This window comes from Oleiharenicola lentus (assembly GCF_004118375.1).
GTDB lineage: Bacteria > Verrucomicrobiota > Verrucomicrobiia > Opitutales > Opitutaceae > Lacunisphaera > Lacunisphaera lenta.
The window spans coordinates 265898-288058 of sequence record NZ_SDHX01000002.1; the positions used below are offsets into that span (position 1 = coordinate 265898).

Annotated in this window: 21 protein-coding genes; 7 read left to right on the top strand and 14 right to left on the bottom strand. The window is 64.9% G+C overall.

All coding sequences use genetic code 11. The annotated features are described in order from the left end of the window. Nucleotides 1-18: 18 nt before the first annotated feature. A complete protein-coding gene (gene gpt / locus ESB00_RS14815) occupies nt 19-549 on the bottom strand; it encodes a xanthine phosphoribosyltransferase (protein WP_129048573.1) in 531 nt (176 codons plus the stop codon). Nucleotides 550-655: 106 nt separating this feature from the next. On the opposite strand from gpt, the gene ESB00_RS14820 reads away from it, so the two are divergent. Beyond that, a complete protein-coding gene (locus tag ESB00_RS14820; RefSeq protein ID WP_129048574.1) occupies nt 656-1489 on the top strand; it encodes a sugar phosphate isomerase/epimerase family protein in 834 nt (277 codons plus the stop codon). Nucleotides 1490-1636: 147 nt separating this feature from the next. Here the strand turns inward: ESB00_RS14820 and ESB00_RS14825 are convergent, their stop codons facing one another. The 3 genes from ESB00_RS14825 to ESB00_RS14835 are packed head-to-tail and all read right to left on the bottom strand — an operon-like array spanning nt 1637 to nt 4943. After that, the gene (locus ESB00_RS14825; RefSeq protein WP_129048575.1) at nt 1637-3235 is read right to left on the bottom strand and encodes a methyl-accepting chemotaxis protein; all 1599 of its coding nucleotides are present in this window, start codon (nt 3233-3235) and stop codon (nt 1637-1639) included. Nucleotides 3236-3282: 47 nt separating this feature from the next. Further along, on the bottom strand, nt 3283-3711 hold the full coding sequence (locus ESB00_RS14830) for a hypothetical protein (RefSeq protein WP_129048576.1): 429 nt from the start codon (nt 3709-3711) through the stop codon (nt 3283-3285). 20 nt (nt 3712-3731) lie between these two features. Then, nucleotides 3732-4943, bottom strand: coding sequence for a hypothetical protein (locus ESB00_RS14835; protein ID WP_129048577.1), 1212 nt, complete (start codon nt 4941-4943; stop codon nt 3732-3734). Between the two features lie 694 nt (nt 4944-5637). On the opposite strand from ESB00_RS14835, the gene ESB00_RS14840 reads away from it, so the two are divergent. Together ESB00_RS14840 and ESB00_RS14845 are read left to right on the top strand one after the other, a co-directional pair. Beyond that, nucleotides 5638-6168 (top strand): chemotaxis protein CheD, encoded by a 531-nt coding sequence (locus ESB00_RS14840; RefSeq protein ID WP_129048578.1) that lies wholly within the window; start codon nt 5638-5640, stop codon nt 6166-6168. Nucleotides 6169-6326: 158 nt separating this feature from the next. Beyond that, on the top strand, nt 6327-6641 hold the full coding sequence (locus tag ESB00_RS14845) for a transposase (protein ID WP_164976232.1): 315 nt from the start codon (nt 6327-6329) through the stop codon (nt 6639-6641). Nucleotides 6642-6863: 222 nt separating this feature from the next. Here the strand turns inward: ESB00_RS14845 and ESB00_RS14850 are convergent, their stop codons facing one another. Both ESB00_RS14850 and ESB00_RS14855 read right to left on the bottom strand, forming a co-directional pair. Further along, a complete protein-coding gene (locus ESB00_RS14850; protein ID WP_129048579.1) occupies nt 6864-7742 on the bottom strand; it encodes an HDOD domain-containing protein in 879 nt (292 codons plus the stop codon). A 13-nt stretch (nt 7743-7755) separates the two neighbouring features. After that, nucleotides 7756-9966 (bottom strand): chemotaxis protein CheA, encoded by a 2211-nt coding sequence (locus ESB00_RS14855; protein WP_129048580.1) that lies wholly within the window; start codon nt 9964-9966, stop codon nt 7756-7758. Nucleotides 9967-10117: 151 nt separating this feature from the next. On the opposite strand from ESB00_RS14855, the gene ESB00_RS14860 reads away from it, so the two are divergent. After that, complete coding sequence (locus tag ESB00_RS14860; protein ID WP_129048581.1) at nt 10118-10621, top strand: chemotaxis protein CheW; 504 nt, start codon at nt 10118-10120, stop codon at nt 10619-10621. A gap of 79 nt (nt 10622-10700) precedes the next feature. Continuing rightward, the gene (locus ESB00_RS14865; protein WP_129048582.1) at nt 10701-13205 is read left to right on the top strand and encodes a PAS domain S-box protein; all 2505 of its coding nucleotides are present in this window, start codon (nt 10701-10703) and stop codon (nt 13203-13205) included. Nucleotides 13206-13352: 147 nt separating this feature from the next. Here the strand turns inward: ESB00_RS14865 and ESB00_RS14870 are convergent, their stop codons facing one another. The 3 genes from ESB00_RS14870 to ESB00_RS14880 all read right to left on the bottom strand — a co-directional run bounded on the left by ESB00_RS14870 (nt 13353) and on the right by ESB00_RS14880 (nt 16641). Further along, complete coding sequence (locus tag ESB00_RS14870; RefSeq protein WP_129048583.1) at nt 13353-14513, bottom strand: response regulator; 1161 nt, start codon at nt 14511-14513, stop codon at nt 13353-13355. A 24-nt stretch (nt 14514-14537) separates the two neighbouring features. Next, a complete protein-coding gene (locus ESB00_RS14875; protein ID WP_129048584.1) occupies nt 14538-15077 on the bottom strand; it encodes a chemotaxis protein CheX in 540 nt (179 codons plus the stop codon). Between the two features lie 100 nt (nt 15078-15177). Beyond that, nucleotides 15178-16641, bottom strand: coding sequence for a sigma-54-dependent transcriptional regulator (locus tag ESB00_RS14880; protein ID WP_129048585.1), 1464 nt, complete (start codon nt 16639-16641; stop codon nt 15178-15180). Nucleotides 16642-16808: 167 nt separating this feature from the next. Here ESB00_RS14880 and ESB00_RS14885 point away from each other — a divergent pair, with 167 nt between their 5' ends. Beyond that, entirely contained in the window at nt 16809-17195 is a 387-nt protein-coding gene (locus tag ESB00_RS14885; protein ID WP_129048586.1) for a hypothetical protein, read from the top strand. 138 nt (nt 17196-17333) lie between these two features. On the opposite strand, the gene ESB00_RS14890 is transcribed toward ESB00_RS14885, so the two are convergent. The 5 genes from ESB00_RS14890 to fliD form a co-directional block, all read right to left on the bottom strand. Continuing rightward, nucleotides 17334-17699 carry a hypothetical protein gene (locus ESB00_RS14890; protein WP_129048587.1) on the bottom strand — a complete coding sequence of 122 codons (366 nt, stop codon included), beginning with the start codon at nt 17697-17699 and terminating at the stop codon, nt 17334-17336. Between the two features lie 9 nt (nt 17700-17708). Further along, nucleotides 17709-18137, bottom strand: a complete 429-nt coding sequence (fliS, locus tag ESB00_RS14895) for a flagellar export chaperone FliS (protein WP_129048588.1) — start codon at nt 18135-18137, stop codon at nt 17709-17711. A 14-nt stretch (nt 18138-18151) separates the two neighbouring features. Then, entirely contained in the window at nt 18152-18433 is a 282-nt protein-coding gene (locus ESB00_RS14900) for a hypothetical protein (RefSeq protein WP_129048589.1), read from the bottom strand. 148 nt (nt 18434-18581) lie between these two features. Next, nucleotides 18582-19253, bottom strand: coding sequence for a hypothetical protein (locus ESB00_RS14905; RefSeq protein ID WP_129048590.1), 672 nt, complete (start codon nt 19251-19253; stop codon nt 18582-18584). Next, nucleotides 19253-20974 (bottom strand): flagellar filament capping protein FliD, encoded by a 1722-nt coding sequence (fliD, locus tag ESB00_RS20130; RefSeq protein WP_129048591.1) that lies wholly within the window; start codon nt 20972-20974, stop codon nt 19253-19255. Before fliD ends, ESB00_RS14905 begins: the two co-directional genes overlap by 1 nt. 321 nt (nt 20975-21295) lie before the next feature. On the opposite strand from fliD, the gene ESB00_RS14915 reads away from it, so the two are divergent. Next, on the top strand, nt 21296-22108 hold the full coding sequence (locus ESB00_RS14915) for a flagellin (RefSeq protein ID WP_129048592.1): 813 nt from the start codon (nt 21296-21298) through the stop codon (nt 22106-22108). Nucleotides 22109-22161: the final 53 nt, after the last annotated feature.

The following is a 22161-nucleotide window of genomic DNA, read 5'->3' on the forward strand; positions in this document are numbered from 1 at the left end:
GACCCGGCTGGCCGCCGTTCACGAGGGATTCGTCGCATCCACGCCGCGGGCGCGCCCGCCATCCTTGATCGGCTTCACGAACTGGTAGTCGATGTCCCAGGGAAAATAGATCCACTTGTTCTGTTTGAACTCCTTCACGCAGGTGTCCACGAAGGGCCGGCCCGCGGGTTTGGCGTAGAGCGTGGCAAAATGCGCCTTGGGCAGCAGCGCCCGCACATGCTGCGCGGTCCGTCCGGTATCCACGAGGTCGTCGATCAGAAGAAAGCCTGCGCCATCGCCGGGCACACCCTTGAGCAGGTGCACGCCGCCCTGCTGCTGCGCCGGTCCGCCGCCCGCTGCGCCGTAGCTCGACACACAGATCGTGTCGATCAGCCGGATCTCCAGTTCGCGGGCGACCAGCGCCGCCGGCACAAGCCCGCCGCGCGTGATGGCAATGATGCCCTGCCAGGTGCCCATGTCGTGCAACAGTTGCGAGAGGTAGCGCGCATCCCGGTGCAACTCGGCCCAGGAAACGACGATTTCGTCGGAATAGCGTGAGATGTCGCCCATACCGCACACTGCCGCGTCCGCCGTCGGCCGCCAAATCCAAAACCTGCGCAGGCCTTGCTTGCGGCGGGGCCGGCCTTGCGTTTAGTTGCCACGCAATTCTACCCCCATGCAATCATCCCGGTTCCTGCTCGCCCTCCTGACTTGCCTGCTCGCCGCGCTGCCGGCGCTCCACTCCGCCGAGGAGCGGGTGAAACTCGGCCTCCAGACGTGGACCTGCAACCGCATGACCTTCGACCAGGTTGTGGAGTTCGCCGTCAAACACGGCATCAAGCACCTCCAGTTCTTCAGCGGCCAGTTTGATCCTGCCGCGCCCAAGGAGGAAACCCTGCGCAAGAAGGCCATTCTCGATGCCCACGGCCTCATCTGCTACACATTCGGCGTCAGCAAGACCTCGCTCGACCCGGCGCAAAACCGCCAGCTCTTCGAGTTCGCCAAGCTCATCGGCGCCAAGTTCATCGTCGTGGAGCCGCGCGACCTGGCCGAGTGGGACAACCTGGAGGCGCTGGTAAAGGAATACGACATCAAGCTCGCCATCCACAACCACGGCAAGGGCACGGTTTATGGCGACCCCGCGACCGTGCAGGCCATCCTGGCCAAGCGCGACCAGCGCATCGGCGTGTGTCTCGACGTGGGTTGGGTGACAGCGGCCGGCTTCGACGCCGCGAAGGTGTTCCGCGACTACGGCGACCGCGTCTTCGACCTCCACTTCAAGGACAAGAAGGTTGAGCCCGCCGCCGACGGGAAGGACGTGATCCTCGATGTGCCCGTTGGCACCGGCGCCGCGAACTACGCCGGCCTTTTCGCCGAGATCAAGCGCAGCGGCTGGTCCGGCGTGCTGGCCATCGAGACCGACAACCGCTCCTTCCAGAACGACCCCAACCAGCTCGTCGAGGAAGGAAAGAAGTTCTTCTCCGCCCACTTCGGCGCCACCGCCAGGTAAGAGCTAGCCGGAATCCGCATCTGCGCAGCAAACTCTAGCGGCGGTCTCCAAAGCCCCTACGCGCCTTCAACCTGCAGCAAATGAAACAGCCCGCGGGATACGCGGGCTGGTGGCGGGATCAGCGCACTCCGGTCGCAACGGCGGGGCTCAGGACTTGGGATCGGTCCAAAAGTCCTCGCCCGCTCCGGCGGTCACGGCATGAGCCGCGGCCTTGGCCGCCGGCTTGCGCGAGGACAGAACCGGCGCCGCGGGAGCAATAGCTGCGGGAGCGGGTGCTTTGGAACGCGCGCCGACCAGCTGGCGGAGCTCGTCCACGAGGCTCTGCAGGTGGGTGGCCTGGCTGGAAAGCTCCTGGGCGGCAGCCGCAGATTCCTCGGCGCTGGCGGCGTTGGCCTGCGTGATTTTGTCCATGCGGGAAACGGCCTCGTTGACCTGGACGATGCCGGTGGACTGTTCGGCAGAGGAACCGGCGATCTCGACAACCAGCTCGTCCATGCGGCGGACCTGGCCAACGATTCGGCCGAGCATCTCGGACACCTCGGTGCTGACCCGGACACCTTCCTCGCTCTTTTGGAGCGCCGCCTCGATCTTGCCGGCCGTTTCCTTGGCGGCGGTGGCGGAACGCTGGGCGAGCGCGCGCACCTCGTCGGCAACAACGGCGAAACCGGCGCCGGCCTCGCCTGCGCGGGCCGCCTCGACGGCGGCGTTGAGGGCGAGGATGTTGGTCTGGAAGGCAATCTCGTCGATCGTCTTGATGATGTTGGCGATCTCGCTGGAGGAGGTCTTGATGCCGGCCATGGCCTCGGTCATGCGCTGCATGCCGGCCGCGCCGGCGTCCACGGCGATGCGAGCCTCGGAGGCGACCTGCTTGGCCTGCTGGGCGGAGTCGGCGTTGCGCTTGGTCATGCTCGACATCTCCTCGAGCGAAGCGCTGGTCTCCTCCAGCGCGGCGGCCTGCTCGCTGGAACCATCGGCGAGACGGGTGCTCGTGGCGTTGAAGCCGCGGGCCTTGACATTGATGTCGCCGGCCTCGTCACCGAGCGCGCCGGAGAGCTGGCCGAAGCGGCGGCTCACGCGGAAGTTCAGGAACTGCACAGCGCCGACGGCCACGATGGCGAGGCCACCGATAATCGAACCGAGCACCAGGGTGATGCGAAGGTTGTGGTCGAGCACCTCGCGGGTCTCCTGCCCGTTGCGGCTGGAGAGGGCGAAGACATGGCCCTGGAGAGAGCTGAGCGCAGCCTCCACTGCGCCGTAGTCGCGGGCGACGTCGCCGTCGAGAATCTGCATGGCGCGCTCGAAGTCGCTCGCCTTGAGCGCTTCCTGAAGCCTTCCGATGGAGGCGTCGTATTTGGCCAGTGCGGCCGAGACCTTCTCCTGGGCGGCCCGGGCATCGGCGGTTTCAATCAGGCGGCCGAGCGTGCCCATGTGCTCGCCGACGGCGCGGCGGAGCGTGGCGGCCTCGGTGAGCTTGCGGGCTTGGGTTTCTTCGTCGCGTCCGGTGACATATTCGAGGTTGGCCAGGTTGTATTTCAGCACCGCCTCCTGCAGCCGGGCCAGCGATTGCAGGCCGGGCAGCAGGCGCTCACTGAGCTCCGCGGTGCGGGCAGAGCCCGACTGCGAGAAGCGGTAGCTGGTCACCCCGAGCACCACGATGAGGGCCGCCAGGAAGGCGAAGCCGAGCGTGATGCCGAGGAACGAGCGCCGCAGGTTGAGGACGGTGGAGCGGGAGGCGGGCGAGGACATGGGAACGGAGGTGAAGGAACGGAGACCGGGCGAAAACAGACGGGCGATCAGGAGGCGGGCGTAAGCGTGGCGACCGAGGTGTCGGCCGCGGCGGCATCGACGAAGCCGATGGCGCCGGGCGTCTCGGCCACGAACTTGCGGAGGTCCTCCGCGCTGTCGAAGGCCTTGGGGGCGGTGCCGCCACCGGTCATGGCGAGGCGACGCCAGTGATTGTTGAAGGCGCTGGCGTTCATCGCGACGGAGCCCTGGAGGAACTCGTCGGCAACGGGACCGGTCTTGAGCACGGCGAGCACGACGCGGCCGGCGCCGTCCCAGGCGACTTTCTTGCCGAGGAACACGGCCTTGACGGTGGCGCCGTCGATTTTCTCGGCGGCGACGTTTTTGTTGCCGATGAGCACGGGCGCGGCCGAGGCCGCGGTAGCGGCCAGCGCGAAGCCGGCCAGGGCGACAAGGAGGCGGAGAGAGTTGGATTTCATGGCGGTAGGTTCCGAGGAACTCAGAAGCTGAAGGTGGTCTTGGCGGCGAAGAAGGAGGAGGTGTCCTTCATGACGGGATTGGGCGTGCGGGCCGTGTTGAAGACGTTGTAGCTGCCGTCGATGTAGTGACCCTCGAGCTTGACGGTGACGTGCTCGTTGACGTCACAGCGGACGCTGAGCGCGTAGTCGTGCAGCTCCTTGTCGGCGCGCCGGTCGTTGGAAGAGGGAAAACGGTTGGTCGCGACGGAGTAGTAGGCACCGGCCTCGAAACGGCCGGCGAAGCGGCGGGCGGCGGAGACATACCAGTTGTTGATACCGTAGTTGCCGCGATTGTTGACGACGATCGGGGCGGCGTTGAGCAGGGTCGTGCCGTCGGTCTGCTGGAACTCGGCGGCGAAGGTCCAGTCGTTGCGCACGTATTCGAGGCCGACGGTGGAGTAGTTCATCTCGGGGAGCGACAGATTGAGCGTGAGCGGAAACGGGACGGCGCCGAACTGGCCGGTGCTGTCGAGTTCGGTCATGCGCGACCAGGAGAGGTGCGCCTTGAGGCCGCTGACCGGAGTGTTCCAGTCGAGCGAGAATCCACCGACGGCATCCAGCTGGAGGGTCTGCACGCCCGCGGCGTTGAACACGCCGGCGCTGTTGAAGTAGTCGGCCACGCCCTGGTCGATGCCCATCGGGATGTCGCCGTAGAAGGCTTTGTAGTCGAGCGAACCGGCGCGCCCGAGCGAGAGGGAGCCGTAAAGCATGCCGCCGTCGAAGGACGAGTTGTAGTCGCGCATGATCGGGTTGTAAACCGACATGGGCAGGAACACGAAGGGGCGGACGACGTCGAGGTCGAGAGCCTCGCCATAAAGGCCCTTGGGATACTTGATGCGGCCGGCGCGGATGCCGAATTCGGGGCGGAAGTTGTAGTCGGCCACCGCCCAGTCGAGCATGACCTTGTCGTTACCGTAATTGCCGAGACGCTGGGCGAAGCCCTGGGCGCCGAGGCGCAGATGCGAGCCCACGGTGGTGGAGACATTGACCGCCATCTCGCGGAAGTCGAAGGTGCCGTCCTTGGCCTCGAACGGGTAGTTGTTACCGGAGCTTTGGAGCCAGCCCTGGCTGAAGAAGCCGCCGATCTGGACATTGTCCTTGGCGCCCACAGTGAGGGCAGCGGCGGAGCGAGTTGCGGTCATGCCGGCGAAAAGGGTCGCCAGGCACACGAGGAGGATGGTCTTGGATTTCATGTTCTGCTTTGGGAAGTTTCTCGTTCGATCTTCAGTCCGCTTCGGGCAGCAAAAAAGGCACAGCCGACAACCCAGGTGGGGTTGCTTGCCGTGCCTCCGACTTACAGGCCTGGATATCCTGTCCGTGAAAGCTACCCGCGGGCGGCCCGCGGATCTCGTTGTCCCCTGACTATCGGGCAGACCGCCTGATTTCTTTAGGAAAATCCTTACGACCGGTATTCAAGGCCATGAATCCCAGCCGACCGATCATAGTGCCACCGCCCGCAAACGCCGCTTGGCTTCACGGCGGCCGGGCGCATTTCTAAACTAACCGGGCTGCCGCGGCAAATGATTCGGTGCGCCAAAAAAGGAAAGCCCGCCATGCATGGCGGGCCTTCCTCACACACACCGAACCTATACCCGTGCTATCGGCTTGAACGGCTTCGGCTTTAGCGGGAACCGGAAGTTAAACCGGCGGCGGAAACCTGCACCCTGAGGCAACCTGCCCCCGGCTAACCCCGGGTTGAATTTTACCAATGGGCCGGCCGGTTTGCTGTTTCCAGTCACAAAACATCCACACTCCGCATGCGTTGCCCTAAAGTTCGGCGCCGGCGCGACGACTGAGGGAGTGCCGGCGCAAGCGCCGCATTTCGATGTCTCCCCCACTCCAATCCCCTGCCAAGGCCAGCGCGCAGGACGCGCGGGCGTGCCAACCATGAGCGGCGCCCCGACCATTTCCTCCCTTTCCTCCCTGTTCGCGCAACGCGTTGTCGTCGGCGTGGGTGACATGGCCGTCTCGAACAACACCGGCACGATGCTCAGCACCTATGCGCTGGGCTCCTGCATCGGGGTGATTGCCTACGATCCCGGAGCCAAATGCGGTGGTATCCTGCACCTGATGCTGCCGGAAGCCTCCGTTTCACCGCAGAAGGCCCAGACCCAGCCCGCGATGTTTGCCGACACCGGCCTGCCGCTGTTTTTCAAGGGCCTGGTCGGCCTCAAGGCCGAGCGGGCCCGCCTGAAGCTGTTTGTGGCCGGAGGGGCCAGCGTGCTCTCGGGCCAGGACCCTTTCAAGATCGGCGAACGCAACACCCGGGCCACCTTGGATTTCATCAACCAAAACCGCCTGAACGTGATCAAGACCGAGACGGGCGGCTCGGTGAACCGCACCGTCCACCTCGAGCTGAACACGGGCAACGTGAACCTGATCAGCCCCCTCGGAAAGCTGAACATCAGCCTGGCCTGAGGCCGGGGAAGCGAATCGCACCGGGGCGGGGACGCCCCGGCTCCCAAAACACACAGGCCAGGTTGGATGCGCTCCGTCGCGGAGCGTGGAGCCGGCCCGCCCTCGGGGCGGTTAGGGTCATCGTTGCCGCTCCTATAAGCGAACTTCAGTGTGGCATCGTGCAACCGCATCGCCACCTAGCCCATGTGCTGCCGTTTGTTCGTCATCTGCTGTTTTTTCTCACTGTGGTGGCGAACCAGCGGCAGAGCGTGCTCACGGCCGAACCGGTCTTGGCCGCCCTGACCGAGATCTGGCGCCGATCCGCGGAAATCGACGGCTGGATGGTCGGCGACTATCTGCTGATGTCTGACCATGTGCACCTCTTCGCCAAGGGTGCCCACGACGCCAATCCTCTAGCCACCTGGATCGGAGCTTGGAAATCACTCAGCTCTCGACGGCTGAAACCGGTGCTCCGCCTCACCGGCGCACTGTGACAGGCAGACTATTTCGACCGCTATCTGCGCTCGCAGGACAACTATCGCGAGAAGTGGGATTACGTCGCGCTAAATCCGGTGCGAAAGGAATTGTGCAAGCAGCCTGAGGATTGGCCCTGGAAAGGACGTTTGCACGAAATCGACCGCTGAATTCCACCGGGGCGGGGGCGCCCCGCCTCCAGTAAATGCACAAACCCGGGTGGTCGCTGCCCACCCTACCCCTTACAGCGAAATCGAGCCTTCGTGGAGGCGTTCGCCGAGACGGGCCGAGGCCTTTTCCAGCACGATCGGCATGGTGGCTTCGAGCATCTCGGGGGTGAAGCCCCACTCCTTGAGGAACGCACCATGGATCACGCCCATGAACCCCTCCTCCATCACGCCCGGTCCCATCGACGTGGCCAGATATTTGGCGGCGTGCAGGTGGGCCAGCAACGGGAGTGCCGCGACCGGCGCGCTGGCCGGGGCGAACTGATGCTCCACCGCGAGGACAAAGAGCGACGGAAAATTCCAGGCATTGAGCAACCGGATGCTCGCATCGGCGTGGTGGTAACCGAGCACCGTGCGCTCGGCCTGCTCCCAGGTGCAGCGGGTCTGCTCGGCGCAGACACGCACCGCGGGATAAAAGTCGGCACAGCTGTGCGCCAGCGCGAGCTTGCCCACGTCGCTGACGAGACCGGACGTGTAGGCGAGTTGGGGATCGAGGCGCTCGGTGGTGGCGGCGAGCATCTCCGCCGCGATGGCGGTGATGAGCGCATGGCGGCTGAAATCACCGGGCGACCAGCGCAGACCCTTGCCTGCGCCCGACTCCCAGCGGCCCACCAGCGCGAGAGCGGCCAGGCGGTAGATTTCCTTGGCGCCGAGACGGAACACCGCCTCCTCCACCGTGGTGACCTTGCCCCCACCCATGGCGGCCGAGTTGGCCAGACGCAGGGTCGAGGCGGCCAACGACGCGTCGAGCGAGATCAGGCGCTCAATGTCGGCCGAGGAGCTGTCGTCGCTCTGCAGCGCCAGCGCGAGCTTGGGCAGCAACGAGGGCGCGCAGGGCAGCTTCAGGGCGGCGTCACAAACCTTGTCGAGAGTCGGAGGCAGGTTGGCGGGCATCGGGATTTGCCGCTCAGGCGGCTTGGAGGATAGAGGCAGGATCGAGGATGAGGGCAATGTTGCCGTCGCCGAGGATGGCGCCGCCCGCGACCCCCGGCAGGCCCTGCATGAAGGCGCCGAGGTTCTTGATCACAACCTCCTGCTTGCTGATCATCTCGTCCACCAGCAGGGCGGAGGTGCGCCCGGAGTGCTCGATGATGACGACGATGCCCTCCCAGGGATTCTCGGCGTCGGCGGGGATGTTGAAGCGGCGGTGCAGGCGGTGCAGCGGCAGGATCCGGCCGCGCAGATCCATGACTTCGCCGGTGCCATGCACGGTGGAGATCGTCTCCTGGGCCGGACGCAGCGCCATCTGCACCGACGTGGTCGGCAGGATGAAACGGTCCTGGCCAACGCGCACCACGAGGCCATCAATGATGGCCATGGTGAGCGGAAGCTTGATCTTGAAGACGGAGCCCTTGCCCACCTCGGACGCGATCTCGATCTTGCCGCGAAGCTTCTCGATGTTCCGCTTCACGACGTCCATGCCGACGCCACGGCCGGAAACGGCGGTGACTTTCTCGGCGGTGGAGAACCCGGGGGCAAAGATGAGGGCGAAGATTTCCTCGCGGCTGAGCGAGGCGTTGGGGGCGATGACGCCCTTCTCGACGGCCTTCTTGTAGATCTTGTCGGGATTGATGCCGCGACCGTCGTCGCGCAGCTCGATGACGATGTTGCTGCCCTGGTGGTAGGCACTGAGATGAACGCTGCCGTTCTCGGGCTTGCCGGCGGCCACGCGCTCCTCGGCGGGCTCGAGGCCGTGGTCCATGGCGTTGCGCACCATGTGGACGAGCGGATCGGCGATTTCCTCGACGACGGTGCGGTCGAGCTCGGTGTCGTCACCGGAAGTGGAGAACACGACCTTCTTGACGCAGCTGCGGGCGAGGTCACGCGCGAGCCGCTCCATCTTCTGGAACGTGGGCTTGATGGGAATCATGCGCAACGCCATGGCGGTGTGCTGCAGCTCCTTGGTGATGCGGGAGAGCTGGGCCACGTTGCGATGGAGCGGGGAACCGTCCATGCTGAGCGAGCGGGTGGACTCCATGATCTGGCTCTGCACGATCACGAGTTCGCCCACGACATCCATGAGGGAGTCGAGCTTCTCGGTGTTGACGCGCACGGTCTGGCCGGTCGAGACGGACTTCTCGGCGTTGCCGTTCTTGGGTGCGGCGGAAGCCGCCGGGGCCGCAGTCGCGGTGACCGGGGCCGCCGAAACGGTGGAAACGGGCGCAGCCTCAGGAACCGGCGCAGCCTCGGGGACGGCCGGGGCGGGTGACGGGAAAGGAATCGGGGCTTCGGCGGGCGTCTCGGGGGCGGCCGCAGCCACCGGGGCGGCAACCGGCGCCGGAGCCGGCGCCTCGGCCACCGGGGCGGAACCCGTCGGCACGGCTAGCCGTTTGACAGACTGGATGAGATGGCTGACCGGAATCATCTCGGTCGGGAGCTGCCCCTTCTCGAGGGCAACGCCGACCTGCTGCGTGAGCGCCTGCAGCGCATCACGGCTGCGCAGGATCTCGGTGATGATGACGGAAGAAAGCCTGAGTTTGTTGTTCCGGGCCAGGTCGAGCAGCGACTCGACCTCGTGGGCGAGCGTGTGCATGGGCACGAGGCCGAGGAAGCCGGCGTTGCCCTTGATGGTGTGGAACGAGCGGAAGATGGAATTGAGCGCCTCGGGATTGTCGGGTTCCTGGTCGAGGGAAAGGAGGGCCGCCTCGATCTGCTGGAGGTGGTCCACGACCTCCGCGTGGAACTCGTGCAGCAGCTCGCGATTCTCCTCGATGTCGAAAGTCATGAGCACGTCGCTCTTTTCCTTCGCGGTGGTCGCGGCCGGAGCCGGGCCGGAGGCAGCGGCGGCCGGAGCGGCACCCGGCAGAACGGGCACCGGGGCATCGTTGCGGACGGCCTCGATGGCGGGGCCGAGCCACTCAACGGTGGAACGCAGCTGGCGCAGCAGCGCCTCGGTGAACGGCTGGGCGGTGTCGAGGCTCTTGTCGAGCGCGGCCAGCAGGCTGGCGAGCGGCGCGTGCAGGGCGGGAACGCCCTGGCACAGTTCGCAGAGTTCGCCAGCAAGGCTGTAGGCCGGCACGAGGCCGTCGTCGCGGCCGACGGTGGCGAGCATCGACTCGGAGGCCAGGCGGTTGACGGCGTTTTCCAGCGCCGCGTATTTTTCGGGAGACTTTGGCATTGAACCGAGGGGTGTGTTTAGGCCCTGCATATCGGCGGTTCAGGCGGCGGGCTTAAGGTAAATTCCGGTCTTTCGGGCCAAATTCCGCTCAATTGGATCCAAGGAGCGCCGATATTCCTGCATGCGGGCCGATTGCCCGTCATCCCATTCAATGAGCACTACGACCGCCCCTGTTTCCACCGCCGTGCGTCTCGCCGGCAAATATCTCACCGTCGGACTGGCCAACGAGGCTTACGGCATAGCCGTCCTCAAGGTCCGTGAAATCATCCGCATGCTGAAGATCACCCCGGTCCCGCAGCTGCCGCCCTACGTCAAGGGCGTCATCAACCTGCGCGGCCGCGTGATCCCGGTGGTGGACCTGCGCGTGAAGTTCGGCCTCGAGGCCGGCTTCACCGAGCGCACCTGCATCGTCGTGGTGCAGGTCCGCCCCGCCAGCGGCCAGCACGTCCAGATGGGCCTGATCGTGGACTGCGTCGAGGAGGTCGTGACCCTCACCGACCAGGAGATCGAGCCCACGCCGGAATTCGGCTGCGTGATCGACACTTCCTACCTGCTCGGCCTCGCGAAGGTGAAGGGCCAGGTCAAGACCCTGCTCGACATCGACCGGGTGGTTGCACCCGACGCGGTCCAGCAGATCGCCCAAGCCGCGAGCTGAGTTTACCCGCCTCTTCCGGCGACCGGCCCTGAGCGACGACGCGCCTCCGCGTCGCGCCGGGGCTTTGTTTTAGCGCCCCATGAATCAACCCGCCGACCCCAGCCGAACGCACTCCCAGCCGGGGGTGACCGGCCAGCATCGGCGCGACGAGGCGCTGATCCTCGCGCTCGATGCCACGCTGACCTGCATCTGGGACTATGATCTGACAACCGGCCAGGTGACCCTCGACGCCAACTGGTCGCGGATGCGCGGCGGGCCCGCCAATTCCACGGTAACCGGCATAAAAGACCTGATCGCCAAGCTGCACCCGGAGGACCGGCACCGGGCCTGGCGAGCCACCCTGAACTGCGTGACCGGCCGCGCCCCGGAATACAGCCAGGAATACCGCGTGCTGGACCAGCAGGGGCAGTGGATGTGGGTGCACAGCCGTGGCCGCGCGACCAACCGCGACGCCGGCGGCCGCGCCACGCGGATGATCGGCACCAACATCGACATCACGCAGCGCAAGACCACCGAACTCGCCGCCTCCCGCCAGGTGCAGTTTCTTAACGCACTAAACCAGACCACCGTTGCGCTGCTGCAACGCCGGGCGAAGGCCGAGATCCTTGAGGCTCTCGCCGGGCGCGCCGCCCAACTCTTGATCGTGACCCAGGTGGAGGTCGCCCTGATCGAGGGCGACGAACTTGTGACCCAAGCCTACGGCGGAGATGTCCGCACCAAGGGCGGTGCCCGGGCCGGCCGGCGCGAAGCCATGCTCTCCTGGCGGGCCATCGACTCCCACGAATCCGTCATTGTGGAAGACTACGGCTCGGTGGCCGAGGGCTCGGCCATCTACCGTGCGGCCGGCTTCCAAGCCGTTGCCATCTATCCGATCCTACACGGGACGCGTTGCCTCGGCGTACTGGCCTGCATGCGGGACCAAGCCGGTCACACCTTCAACGAGGAGGAGCGTGAAAAGGGCCGCTTGCTGGCCCAACTCGCGGCGCTGGTGATCCATAACGCCGACATCTATGAGGACTCCCTGCGGGTCGCCGAAAACCGCATGCGCGATGTGCGCGAAAGCGAGGCCCGCTTCCGCACGGTTTTCAATGAAAGCCCGATTCCCATCATCCTGATGTCGGCCGCCGGCGGAGAAATACGCGAGGTGAACAAGGCCGCCTCGGTGACCTTCGGCTATGCAAGGGAAGAAGTCCTCGGGCGGACGACGATGGAACTCGGCATCTGGGCCGATCCCCAGGAAAGGCCCAGAATTGTGGAGCGGCTGCAAAAAGAGGGCTCGGTCCACGGGCATCACACCCAGATGCGCGCGAAGGACGGCCGCCCGCTCCAGGTGATTTACAACGCCAACGTCGTGTCACTCGGCGGTGACCCCTACCTGCTCAGTTTCGTCATCGACATCTCCGCGCAGAAGGAGGCCGAGTCGGCGTTGCGCCAGAGCGAGGCCAAACTCCGGCAGGCGCAGAAACTGGAATCTCTCGGCACGCTGGCCGGCGGCATCGCCCATGACTTCAACAACATCCTTACAGGAATCCTTGGCTTCGCCCACCTCTGTCAGGCCGACCTGGCCCCGGACCATCCCGCCGCCCATTGGGTTGACGGCATCCTGAAATCCGGTGAACGCGCCAAGGGCCTGGTGCAGCAGATTCTCACCTTCAGCCGCAAGACCGAGAGCATGCGCGGGCCGGTGCGCCTGCAACTGGTCACGCAGGAATCGGTGGCCCTGCTCCGCTCCACGCTGCCCGCAATGGTGCGGTTGGAATGCGAAATTGACCCGGCCTGCCCGCCGGTCCTGGCCGATCCCACCGAAATCCACCAGGTCATTCTGAACCTCTGCACCAATGCCTGGCATGCGCTGCCGGAGACCGGCGGATGCATCGAGGTCCGGCTGCTGAGCTGCGACGTGGACACACGCTTTGCCCAGGAACATGGACCGCTCCAACCCGGCCCGCATGTGCGGCTCAGCGTGCGCGACAACGGCAAGGGCATGAGCGCGGCCACCATCGAGCGCATTTTCGAACCCTTCTTCACCACCAAGGAGGCCGGCAAGGGCACCGGACTCGGCCTCGCCGTCGTCCACAGCATCGTGCAGAGCCACGAGGGCGCCATTCATCTGCAAAGCACCCCGGGCCAAGGCACTACCTTCGACCTCTACTTCCCCGCCCTGCCGACCCCGACCAGTCCCGAGGAATCCGCCACCACCCCGGCCGAACTCCCCCGCGGACAGGGTCAGTCGGTCCTCGTCGTGGATGACGAGCCGATGAGCGGCACCGTGATCAGTCGCCTGGCGGAAAAATTCGGCTACCGGGTCACCTACTGCAGCGATCCGCTGCAGGCGATCGCCCTGTTTTACGCCAATGATTTTGACCTGCTCGTGACCGATCTCGCGATGCCCGGTCTGCCCGGTGACGAGCTCGCCCGGCAGGTGATCGCCCGCAAACCCGGCATGCCCGTGCTGCTGTTGTCCGGATTCATCGAACCCGCCAAGCTGGACCAGCTCCGCCAGATCGGCGTGCGGGAAATCCTGAACAAGCCGCCGTCGGCCGAGGATCTGATCAGCGCCATGGACCGCTGCCTGCAGCCGTAAGCTCAGACGGCGCGTAGAGAGGTGAAGCATACGCCCCGCAGGGCGCTGCGCCTTCATGCCCCTGAGGGTCTGGGGCGCGAATGGGACCAAAAACAAAACGGCGCCCGGTGAGGGGCGCCGTGAAGATTTTGACTGCGGATGGCGACCTCAGGCGGTTGCCAAGGCCGGCGCGGCGGGGGCCGCCTTGCCGAAGCTGGCGCGCGCCTCGTCCATCGTCTCGAAGAAGCTCCAGGTGCGGGTTTCCTCGAAGCCCTTGCACTCGCTGACGAGCTGGGCATTGCCGACGAGCACGTAGTTCACGCTGGCGTCGCGGCAGAGCTGCATGGCCTGGACGAGCTGCTTGATGACGCCCATGTGCAGGGTCTTGAGCGCCGAGACGTTGATGATGGCACGGTTGTGGCCGGCATCCACCGCCTCGGTAAGCTTGGGCTTGAGATAGGTGGAGATCTCCGCGAGCACAGCCTGGGTGCAGTTCTCGGGCATCTTGAAGACAAAGAAACCTTCCTCGATGCCGAAATAGCGGGTGGACGTGTCGAGGTTCATCGCCTTGGCGATGCGGGACTCGAGGTCGGAGCAGTCGATCGGCTTCGTGATGACGGTGGTGAAACCGACGGTCTGCGCCTGCTGCAGGGTGCCGGTCTCGGTTTTGACGACCAGACCGAAGACGGGCGTGTATTTCGTCTTCACATTGGTGCGGAGCAGACGGAAGAGCGCGAACGCGGACTCCTCGGGCAGCGAAAGGCTGACGATGACCAGATCCGGCGGGGTCTTGGAGCAGTAGTCGATGGCCTCGCCCTGGGTGGCGGCGCCGACAATCTTCCACGGCGTGTGCTTCAGGCCCTCCTGGATCTGCTGGATGATGGCGGGCTTGTCCTCGACGACGAGGATGGTGGCGGGATCGGTGAGGGAGCGGGCCTTGGCCGGACCGTCCACGAGCGGCTTGAGGTCGATGATGCGACCGGCCTTTTCGACGAGGACGTCCTCCTCGAAGGGCTTCACGATGTAGTCGCGCACACCGATCTTGGCGATCTTGAGCACGTGGTCACGGCCACCCTCGGCGGTGAGCATCATCACGGGGATGCCCTTGAGTTGGGGATCGGACTTGAGCTTGGTGAGCATCTCGACGCCGTCCATGACGGGCATGGTCACATCGAGAAGGATAAGGTCGGGCATGGACTTGGCTGCGAGGGCCAGGCCTTCCACACCGTTGGCGGCCTCAAGAATCTCGCAATCGTAGCTCTTGAAGGTTTTCCGCACGATGATGCGGACGGTCTTGGAATCGTCGACGGTCAGGATCTTGTTGCGCATGGGATGAGACAGGGGTTGGAAATTTTATTCGCCGACCTTGAGGATGATGTCGGCCACGAGCCGCTCGCCCTGGGTGTCGAAGGAGTAGATGAAACGGATGGAGTCGCTGATGGGCTCGATGGAAAAATTGCTGCCGCGGAGGATGGAGGGGATGGTGAGCTTGCAGGGGTAGCCCTGGTCGCAGAGCCCGTTCTTGAAGCTGCCGACGGTCATGTTGGTGATCTCGCCGATGGCGTCGTTGATGACCTCGTCGCCGGCCTCGGTGACCTCGTCGGCGGACATGCCCAGCAGGTGGCCGGTGCAGTCCTTGGCGAAGTTCGCGTCGAAGTAGAGGTAGATGAGACCGTTGATTTCGCCGAGAAAGCCTACGGTTCCGACGACCTGCGCCTTCTGGGCGAGGTTTTCATCGCGCAGCGCCGGCGGGCAGGCATCGGGGCCACCCGACACACACATCTGGTCGAGTTTGGCGGTGCGTTGCAGCATCGTCTTGAAGACGTCGCAGACCGCACGGGTGATGTTGTCACGGATCAGGGTTTCGGAAATTTCTTGGGTGTCGGCGGGCATGGGAGGGCGAGATGAAAAATTCGCTCCTCAGCATATCGGACCGTCCCAGCGGGACTTTAGGAACTATCCCAAACCTTTTTCACCGGTCCATCAGGGACCCTTATTCATCCTCGGCGCCGGCGCCCACGAGATCGGGATCACCTTCGGCGCGATACTCCTGCAATTTGTTGCGCAGCGTGCGGATGCTGATGCCCAGCAGGTCGGCGGCCTTGGTTCGGTTGCCGCCGGTCTGCTGGAGGGCTGCTTTGATGGCCTGCTTCTCCATTTCGGCGATGGGCCGGACCACGACCTGTCCATTGTCAGCATTTCCATTGGTCGCGCCGGCCGATTCCGCCATGACAGGCTCAGGCTGCTCGAAATCAAAGGGGGCGGCCGTCAGCAGCGATTCACCGGCGCCAATCTGGCCCGACGGCAGACCCAGGGCCGCCGACGACACCGGGCGGTTGGGCTCGGTGAGAATGACGGCGCGCTCGATGGTATTCTGGAGCTCGCGCACGTTGCCCGGCCAGCGGTAGGCCAGCATGGCGGCCTCGGCCGAGGAGGAAAAGCCGGTGACCTTGGTGCCGAAGCGGCGGCTGCAACGCGCGAGGAAGTGCTGCGCGAGCATCATGATGTCCTCGGGGCGTTCGCGCAGGGGCGGCACATGGACCGGAAAGACGTTGAGCCGGTAATAGAGATCCTGCCGGAACGAGCCCTTTTCGATGTAGGCGAGCATGTCGCGATTGGACGTCGCGATGATGCGCACGTTGACCTTGATGGTGCGGGTGCCGCCCACGCGCTCGAATTCGCGCTCCTGGAGCACGCGCAGGAGCTTGGCCTGGAGCGAACCGGGGATTTCGCTGACCTCGTCGAGGAGGAGGGTGCCCTGGTTGGCCAGCTCGAAGCGGCCCGCGCGGCGGTCGGTGGCGCCGGTGAAGGCGCCTTTCTCGTGACCGAAAAACTCGCTCTCGATCAGGTTCTCGGAGATCGCGGCGCAATTGACCTTGATGAAGGGCTGCTGCCGGCGGGGGCTGCGGCGGTAGAGCTCGCGGGCGACCATCTCCTTGCCGGTGCCGTTTTCGCCGGTGATGAGCACCGTGGCGTCGGTCGGCGCCACCCGCTCGATGAGCTGGCGCAGGCGCGACATGACGGGGCTTTTGCCGACCAACAGGGCATCCTCCTGATCATCACTGAGAAGCTGGTTGACCTGCTCCAACTGACGGAAGGACTGGCCGCGCTTGATGAGGATGTCGATCTGCGAGGGCCGGAACGGCTTCACCAGATAGTCGAAGGCGCCGGCGCGCATGCAGGCCACGGCGGACTCAATGGTGCCATAACCCGTAACCATCACCACCAGCGGGTGTTCAGGCAACGTGGCCAGGCGTTCGAGAAAATTATGCCCATCACCATCCGGCAGACGGATATCAAGCATCACGAGGTCGAACGATTCCTTCAACGTAGCCGCCTCGGCCTGGGCCAGACTTTCGGCCAAGGTAACGGTGAATTTACGGCGGGTGAAGATCTCCTGAAGGAGGCTGCGCACCACGGGCTCGTCTTCCACGATGAGGACTTTCTCTAATGGCATGAGGTTCGGCGTCGGGGACTTGCTAGAGTTAGTCACCAGTCCGGATGGTTCAATGACTATTCTCCCGGATTTCGGAATATTTTGCTCAAGTTCTGCCGACGCATGCCGATGCCTGCGGGTGCCGGGAGCATTCACCCCCCGGCCAAAACGTGAACATCCAGAGCCGCATGCTTTCCTTCCTCGCCGACTTCGAACGCGCCTTGCTCGCCGACGATCCCTCGCCCGATGAAGGCACCTGGCAACCCAGCCGCAGCGTGAACTACCACACCGGGCTGGCACGGTTGCAGCTGGTCGTGTGCATGCCCGACAAGTCGCTCAAACCGCGCGGGGCCGTGCTGCTGCAGAGCTACAACCTGGCCGACGGCACCGCCTGCATCAAGGCCCACCTGACCTGGGCCGGCTCCGACGCCACCCTGATCCAAGCAGTATTCTCCAAGCCGGGATGCGATTGGAAAAGCGAGGCCCGCCGCATGGCCGCCCAGTGGATGGCCGGAGCGCCCGCGGCCCCGGTGGTGGCAGGCGAAGCGCCGTTGCTGGCCGAGGCCGCAGTCTGAGAATTTTTCGCCGGTGAACCGGTGAAAGAATCGGATCCGCGTGGGAAGTCCCCTCACCCATCCTGTTCGATTTTGGCTTCGGGCCGATGCCGCACGGAACGCGGAAGACCCCGGCAGGACTTGGGCAACCTTCCCGCCTCAGGCGGCGGTATTCAGCCGGGATTCCGTCACTGGTTGCGGACGGATATAAGCCGGCACAACGCGGCGGAGACGACGGCGAGCCTCGGTGACCCGGTCCAACTCGGCCTGGAGCCGAGTAAGCTGGGTCTCGAGGAAATGATGGTTCTGACTCCAGCGGTCCAAGAGCGCCTGCACGCGGGGTTGGAGCCCGGCCACGAAAGGATCGTCGGCCAGCGTGCAAAGCAAGTCCACCAAGGGCGCCGAGCGTTCCCGCACGGCGACGGCCTCGACGAAATCCATCGTTCGAATAAGGGTGATTTCCTCCTGCACGAGCTCATCGAGCGCGACAAGCAGGCGGTTGGCCTTCTGGAAGGAGGATTCCATGGGTCGGGCTCAGGCCACGTGGTGCAGGGCGGCCTGCGGGGCGGTGCCTTCCTGCTGGCGGAGCATTTCCGACCAGGCATTGCGGACCTCACCAAGGAGGCGCTCGACCTCGGCGATCGGGGCCGACTCCTTCTTGAGATTGGCCTCCAGCAGGCGGCGGTCGTAATAATCGTAGAGCCGATACATGGTGCGGGCGAATTCGCCGCCGGCCTCCAGGTTGAGGGTGCCTTGCAGCTCGGCGATGATCTTCTGGGCCTTCACCAGCTGGGAGTGGACCACTTCCAGCTTGCGCGGGTCGGTGACCGACTCGTCGCAAGCCTTACGCGCGATGGCCAGGGAGTTCAGCGCGGCATCGAAAAGCAGCAGCACCAACTGACCGGGACTCGCGGTGAGAATCGAATTGGCGCGGTAGGTCCGCGCGTAATTCTGGGCATACATGGCCTGGGGGAGGCTCAGTCGGCTTGTTCGCTCAGGTCGGGCGAACGCAGGATCGCCTCACCTACCTTGCGGAGAATCTCCGGGGAGGGATAGGAGGGATCGGCGGCGAGTTCGCGGCCGCGGGCCACCACTTCGGGGCGGACCGCCGGCTGTTGAGCGAGCGCGCCCTTGAGGGCGGCGGTATGCTCGGGGGAGAATCGGTCTGCACCCGGGCCGGCGGGAGCCGGCGATTTGGCATGGAGCACCGGCGCCTCGGGGCGCAGGACTCGATCGGAGGAGGACGTAGAATTAATCATGGGCTTTCGTTGTGATGAACACGGTCAGCCTCTGACTGTTGTTACAGGGAACGCCGTTGAGTGACAGGGTTAACATCGTCATGCAGGCTACTGACTTTAGGGGAATCGCGTAAACACGGTGTAATGCTTTTACAGATGCCAGAGGGACTTAGCGCGGGGGCAGGGTCCGGAACATCAGGTCCGCGGCCACGGCGCCAAAACGCGAAGGGCTTTGCAGGGCCGTGGGCAGCGGGTTGGAAGGGGCAGAGCGGTCACCGGTACGATAATATTGCTGCGCGCTGAAACGCATTTTGGGGTCATCAGCCGAGAAGATCTCGTCAAAGGCCCATAGGAGCTGCACATCGCGCACCCGGGCGAGCTTGCTCCGAAAACCGAGCGTGAGCGGACGATAGGCTTGGAAAACGGTGACGTCGGTGAAGAGGACCGAGTCCACCGCATACCGGTTCGCGATGGCTTCCAGAAAACCGTGCGGGAGTGCAGAGACGGAGGAAAAATCATCGGCGCCAAACAAGCGCTGACATTCCGCCCGGGAGAGCACCACCACTTCAAAACGGGTTTGTGCCTGCAAGGCCTTCAACAGGACGGCATCGAGCGAGGTGGCCGTCTCGACGGACATTACCGCGTCTCCATGGATCGGCAGCAGGGCCACCCGCTGCACATCGTCGGGCAGGCGGGTTTCGCCCCGGTAATTGGCCGGAACGTAGGGAGTGGTCTGGCCAATTCCGGCGTCCTCCAGCACCGCCGGCACCGTATGGCAGCCGGCCAGGAAGACACCGAGCCACAGACCGGACACGACGTGATAAATAGGGCGGAGTTTCATCAGGCGGAGGTGGACGACGCGCCGAAAGCCCGGGCCAGCGCCGCGCTCTGCTGTTGGATCTGCGACTGGGCGGTTTCCATCGCGATAAAGCTGGAGGTCAGCACTTCGCGCTGCTGAACCAGCCGGCGCTCAAGGTCGGCGATCTGCCGGTCAAGGTCGCTGTTGGAGTCACCCAGGCGGTCTTGCACGCCTTCCCCGGATTCGATGAGCGCCTCGAGCCGCGTGTCGAACTTGGCCGCGAAACCGGTGGTCGCGGCGGTGAAAAACTCCTCCACGTCGGAAGAGCTGTTGGCCAGCGCCGCGTCGAGCTTCTCCGAATCCTTGACCGCCATGATGCCCTCGCGGTTCAGATCGATGCCTAGGTCATCAAGGCGGTCGATCGTGCCCGTGAGCCCGCTGATCGCCCCGAAGGCGAGCGTGCGCAGCTCGCGGCTCCAGTTCTGCACGTCGCGGTTGCTGGCGAGCACGGCGGCGGAGACGCTGTCCTTGCCGGAGGTGACCTTGGTCTTCTCGTCGATGAAGGTGATGACGGCGTTGTAGGCGGTGAGGAACTCGTCGATCTTGCCCCGCATCTTCTCGGTGTCGGCCGCGACGGTGATGGTCTGCGCGGTCTCGGAGTCCACCGTGACGGAGAGCCCGGTGATGCCGTGGGCCGTGGCGTCGAGCGTGTTGCTGGTGCTGATGAGCGTAGGGCCGCCGTCCACGGAGAACTCGGCGTTCTCGCCCCGCACCGAGGTGTGGCCGCTGGTAAGCCCCAGGGCGCCCAGAAGGCCGCCGGCGGACTCGCTGATCGAGATGCCGAGATCGCCCGTGGCGTTGTTGGCGAGGGAAACGCGGTCGTTCACCGCATCGTAGCTGGCGGTGACGCCCGCACCGGAGGCGTTGATGCGCTTCATCAACGTGCTGAGACTGTCGTTGTTGACGTTGTAGTCGATCGTGACGCCGTTGATGACGAAGCTGCCCGCGCCGGTGCCGTCCACGGCGGTGACGGCGGTCTTGAGGCCGGCGTTCGCGAGGGTGTTGCCCGTGCGGGTCGAGCCCAGGCTGCCGTAGCTGGTCACCGTGCCGGTGGTGTTGTTGGCCAGCTTGAGGACCTGGAGAAAGTTGCTGGTGTCGTTCGAGGCGCCGAGGACGATCTCGGCATCGGAGGCACTGTCGAGGGTGATCCGGTCGGTCACCGCATCGTAGGTGGCGGTCACGTCACCGCCCGTGGCGGTGCTGATTGCGTCGAAAACACTCTGGAGGGAATCGGTGGTCGCCACCGTGACCTTCGCGCCGTTCACGGTGAAGGCGCCCGCCGTAACGGTCCCGGCCGTGCGCATGGTGGCGAGAGTGACCCCGGAAACGTCGCTGGTCGTCGCGATGCCCTGGGTGATGTCGGCCGCGCCGTCGCGCCGGGCGCGGGTGGCCAGTTGGGAAACCGAAATCGCGTAGGTGCCGGCGGTGGCCCCGGCCGAGGGCGAGAGCTTCCAAGTCGAGGCCGTGGTGGCAGAAGTGGCAGTGCGGCCGGAGAAAAGCGTCTGGTCCTTCAGGGTGCCGGCAGCAGACTGCAGCGAGGACAGCTTCGTGCCGAGGTCGCGCAAAGCGTTTGACCGCTGCGTGTTGGTGAGCTGCTCCCGCTCCATGCGGCTGATGGGTGCGCGCTCGATCTCCATCAACTGGTCAACGAGCGTTTTCCAGTCGAGACCGGAGGCGAGTCCTGAGAGTTGTAAGCCGGCCATGGTGGGTGTGGGAGGTAGTGGGGACACTGCCCCACACCTTCATCGGCCGTGCAGGGGGAAAGTTTAGCCGGCGAAAGATTTTTTTGCGGGGTTTCCGCGGGGGCCCGCCCCACCCTTTTCCCGAGTGAAAGGCGGGGTTGAGTCGCCCAAGCGAAACCCAGCCCGAAAAAATAATTCCGTGCCAAGTTTCTAAATATTTTCCGGAACCGCGCCGTTATCTGGCGTGCCGCGAATCAGAACCAAGGCCGGACCGCTCAGGAGCCGCTACTCAAGAGCCGAATGCGACACGGACGTCGCAAATCAAAAATCAAGGAAGATACCATGTCAGTCGTCATCAACACCAACTTCGCCGCGACCGTCGCGTCGAACAACCTCGCCTCCTCGAACGCCATGCTGCAGCGCAGCATGAACCGCCTGTCGAGCGGCTCGAAAATCGTGAACCCCGCCGACGATGCCGGTGGCCTCGCCGTGTCCATGAAGCTGTCCGCCGCCGCCAAGCGTTCCGGCGCCGCCGCGACCAATATCAGCAACTCCGTGTCGTTCCTGCAGTCGCAGGACGGCGTGCTGAAGGTCACCGGCAAGGTGCTCGAGCGCATGGGCGAACTGCTCACGCTCTACAGCGACCCCACCAAGAACAGCGACGACCTCGCCAACTACGACTCCGAGTTCATCGCCCTCCAGGAGGAGCTCGAGTCCCTCACCGACGAGACTTTCAACAGCGTGGCCCTCTTCGGCACCAGCGGTCTCTCCGTCCCGGTTTCCGAGGACGGCACTTCGACCGTGGACATCGCGGACAAGGACCTCGCGTCCACCTCCGGTGGCGTGGGCAACCTGATCGACAGCGGCGTCGCCTCGCTGGCCGACATCACCCTCACCGACATCACTTCCGCCCTGCAGGCGGTCGCGACCTATCGCGCCGAGAACGGCGCCGAGCAGAGCCGCCTGGGCTTCGCCGCCGAGGTCCTCACGGTCAACAAGGCCAACCTCGAGGCCGCCAACTCCCGCATCATCGACGTCGATGTCGCCTCGGAGAGCACGCAGCTCGCCCGCTGGAACGTCCTCGTCCAGTCCGGCACGGCGATGCTCGCCCAGGCCAACCAGAGCGCGCAGACCGCGCTCCGCCTCCTCCAGTAAGGAGTTCCACGCTAGTCCGCGCGGGGCCGGAGTGATTGCCGGTCCCGCCGCGT

What these genes read in the sequence shown, in the direction of transcription:
- gpt (WP_129048573.1), bottom strand. Translation starts at nt 549, where the DNA reads ATGGGCGACATCTCACGCTATTCCGACGAAATCGTCGTTTCCTGGGCC.
- ESB00_RS14820 (WP_129048574.1), top strand. Translation starts at nt 656, where the DNA reads ATGCAATCATCCCGGTTCCTGCTCGCCCTCCTGACTTGCCTGCTCGCC.
- ESB00_RS14825 (WP_129048575.1), bottom strand. Translation starts at nt 3,235, where the DNA reads ATGTCCTCGCCCGCCTCCCGCTCCACCGTCCTCAACCTGCGGCGCTCG.
- ESB00_RS14830 (WP_129048576.1), bottom strand. Translation starts at nt 3,711, where the DNA reads ATGAAATCCAACTCTCTCCGCCTCCTTGTCGCCCTGGCCGGCTTCGCG.
- ESB00_RS14835 (WP_129048577.1), bottom strand. Translation starts at nt 4,943, where the DNA reads ATGAAATCCAAGACCATCCTCCTCGTGTGCCTGGCGACCCTTTTCGCC.
- ESB00_RS14840 (WP_129048578.1), top strand. Translation starts at nt 5,638, where the DNA reads ATGAGCGGCGCCCCGACCATTTCCTCCCTTTCCTCCCTGTTCGCGCAA.
- ESB00_RS14850 (WP_129048579.1), bottom strand. Translation starts at nt 7,742, where the DNA reads ATGCCCGCCAACCTGCCTCCGACTCTCGACAAGGTTTGTGACGCCGCC.
- ESB00_RS14855 (WP_129048580.1), bottom strand. Translation starts at nt 9,966, where the DNA reads ATGCCAAAGTCTCCCGAAAAATACGCGGCGCTGGAAAACGCCGTCAAC.
- ESB00_RS14860 (WP_129048581.1), top strand. Translation starts at nt 10,118, where the DNA reads ATGAGCACTACGACCGCCCCTGTTTCCACCGCCGTGCGTCTCGCCGGC.
- ESB00_RS14865 (WP_129048582.1), top strand. Translation starts at nt 10,701, where the DNA reads ATGAATCAACCCGCCGACCCCAGCCGAACGCACTCCCAGCCGGGGGTG.
- ESB00_RS14870 (WP_129048583.1), bottom strand. Translation starts at nt 14,513, where the DNA reads ATGCGCAACAAGATCCTGACCGTCGACGATTCCAAGACCGTCCGCATC.
- ESB00_RS14875 (WP_129048584.1), bottom strand. Translation starts at nt 15,077, where the DNA reads ATGCCCGCCGACACCCAAGAAATTTCCGAAACCCTGATCCGTGACAAC.
- ESB00_RS14880 (WP_129048585.1), bottom strand. Translation starts at nt 16,641, where the DNA reads ATGCCATTAGAGAAAGTCCTCATCGTGGAAGACGAGCCCGTGGTGCGC.
- ESB00_RS14885 (WP_129048586.1), top strand. Translation starts at nt 16,809, where the DNA reads ATGCTTTCCTTCCTCGCCGACTTCGAACGCGCCTTGCTCGCCGACGAT.
- ESB00_RS14890 (WP_129048587.1), bottom strand. Translation starts at nt 17,699, where the DNA reads ATGGAATCCTCCTTCCAGAAGGCCAACCGCCTGCTTGTCGCGCTCGAT.
- fliS (WP_129048588.1), bottom strand. Translation starts at nt 18,137, where the DNA reads ATGTATGCCCAGAATTACGCGCGGACCTACCGCGCCAATTCGATTCTC.
- ESB00_RS14900 (WP_129048589.1), bottom strand. Translation starts at nt 18,433, where the DNA reads ATGATTAATTCTACGTCCTCCTCCGATCGAGTCCTGCGCCCCGAGGCG.
- ESB00_RS14905 (WP_129048590.1), bottom strand. Translation starts at nt 19,253, where the DNA reads ATGAAACTCCGCCCTATTTATCACGTCGTGTCCGGTCTGTGGCTCGGT.
- fliD (WP_129048591.1), bottom strand. Translation starts at nt 20,974, where the DNA reads ATGGCCGGCTTACAACTCTCAGGACTCGCCTCCGGTCTCGACTGGAAA.
- ESB00_RS14915 (WP_129048592.1), top strand. Translation starts at nt 21,296, where the DNA reads ATGTCAGTCGTCATCAACACCAACTTCGCCGCGACCGTCGCGTCGAAC.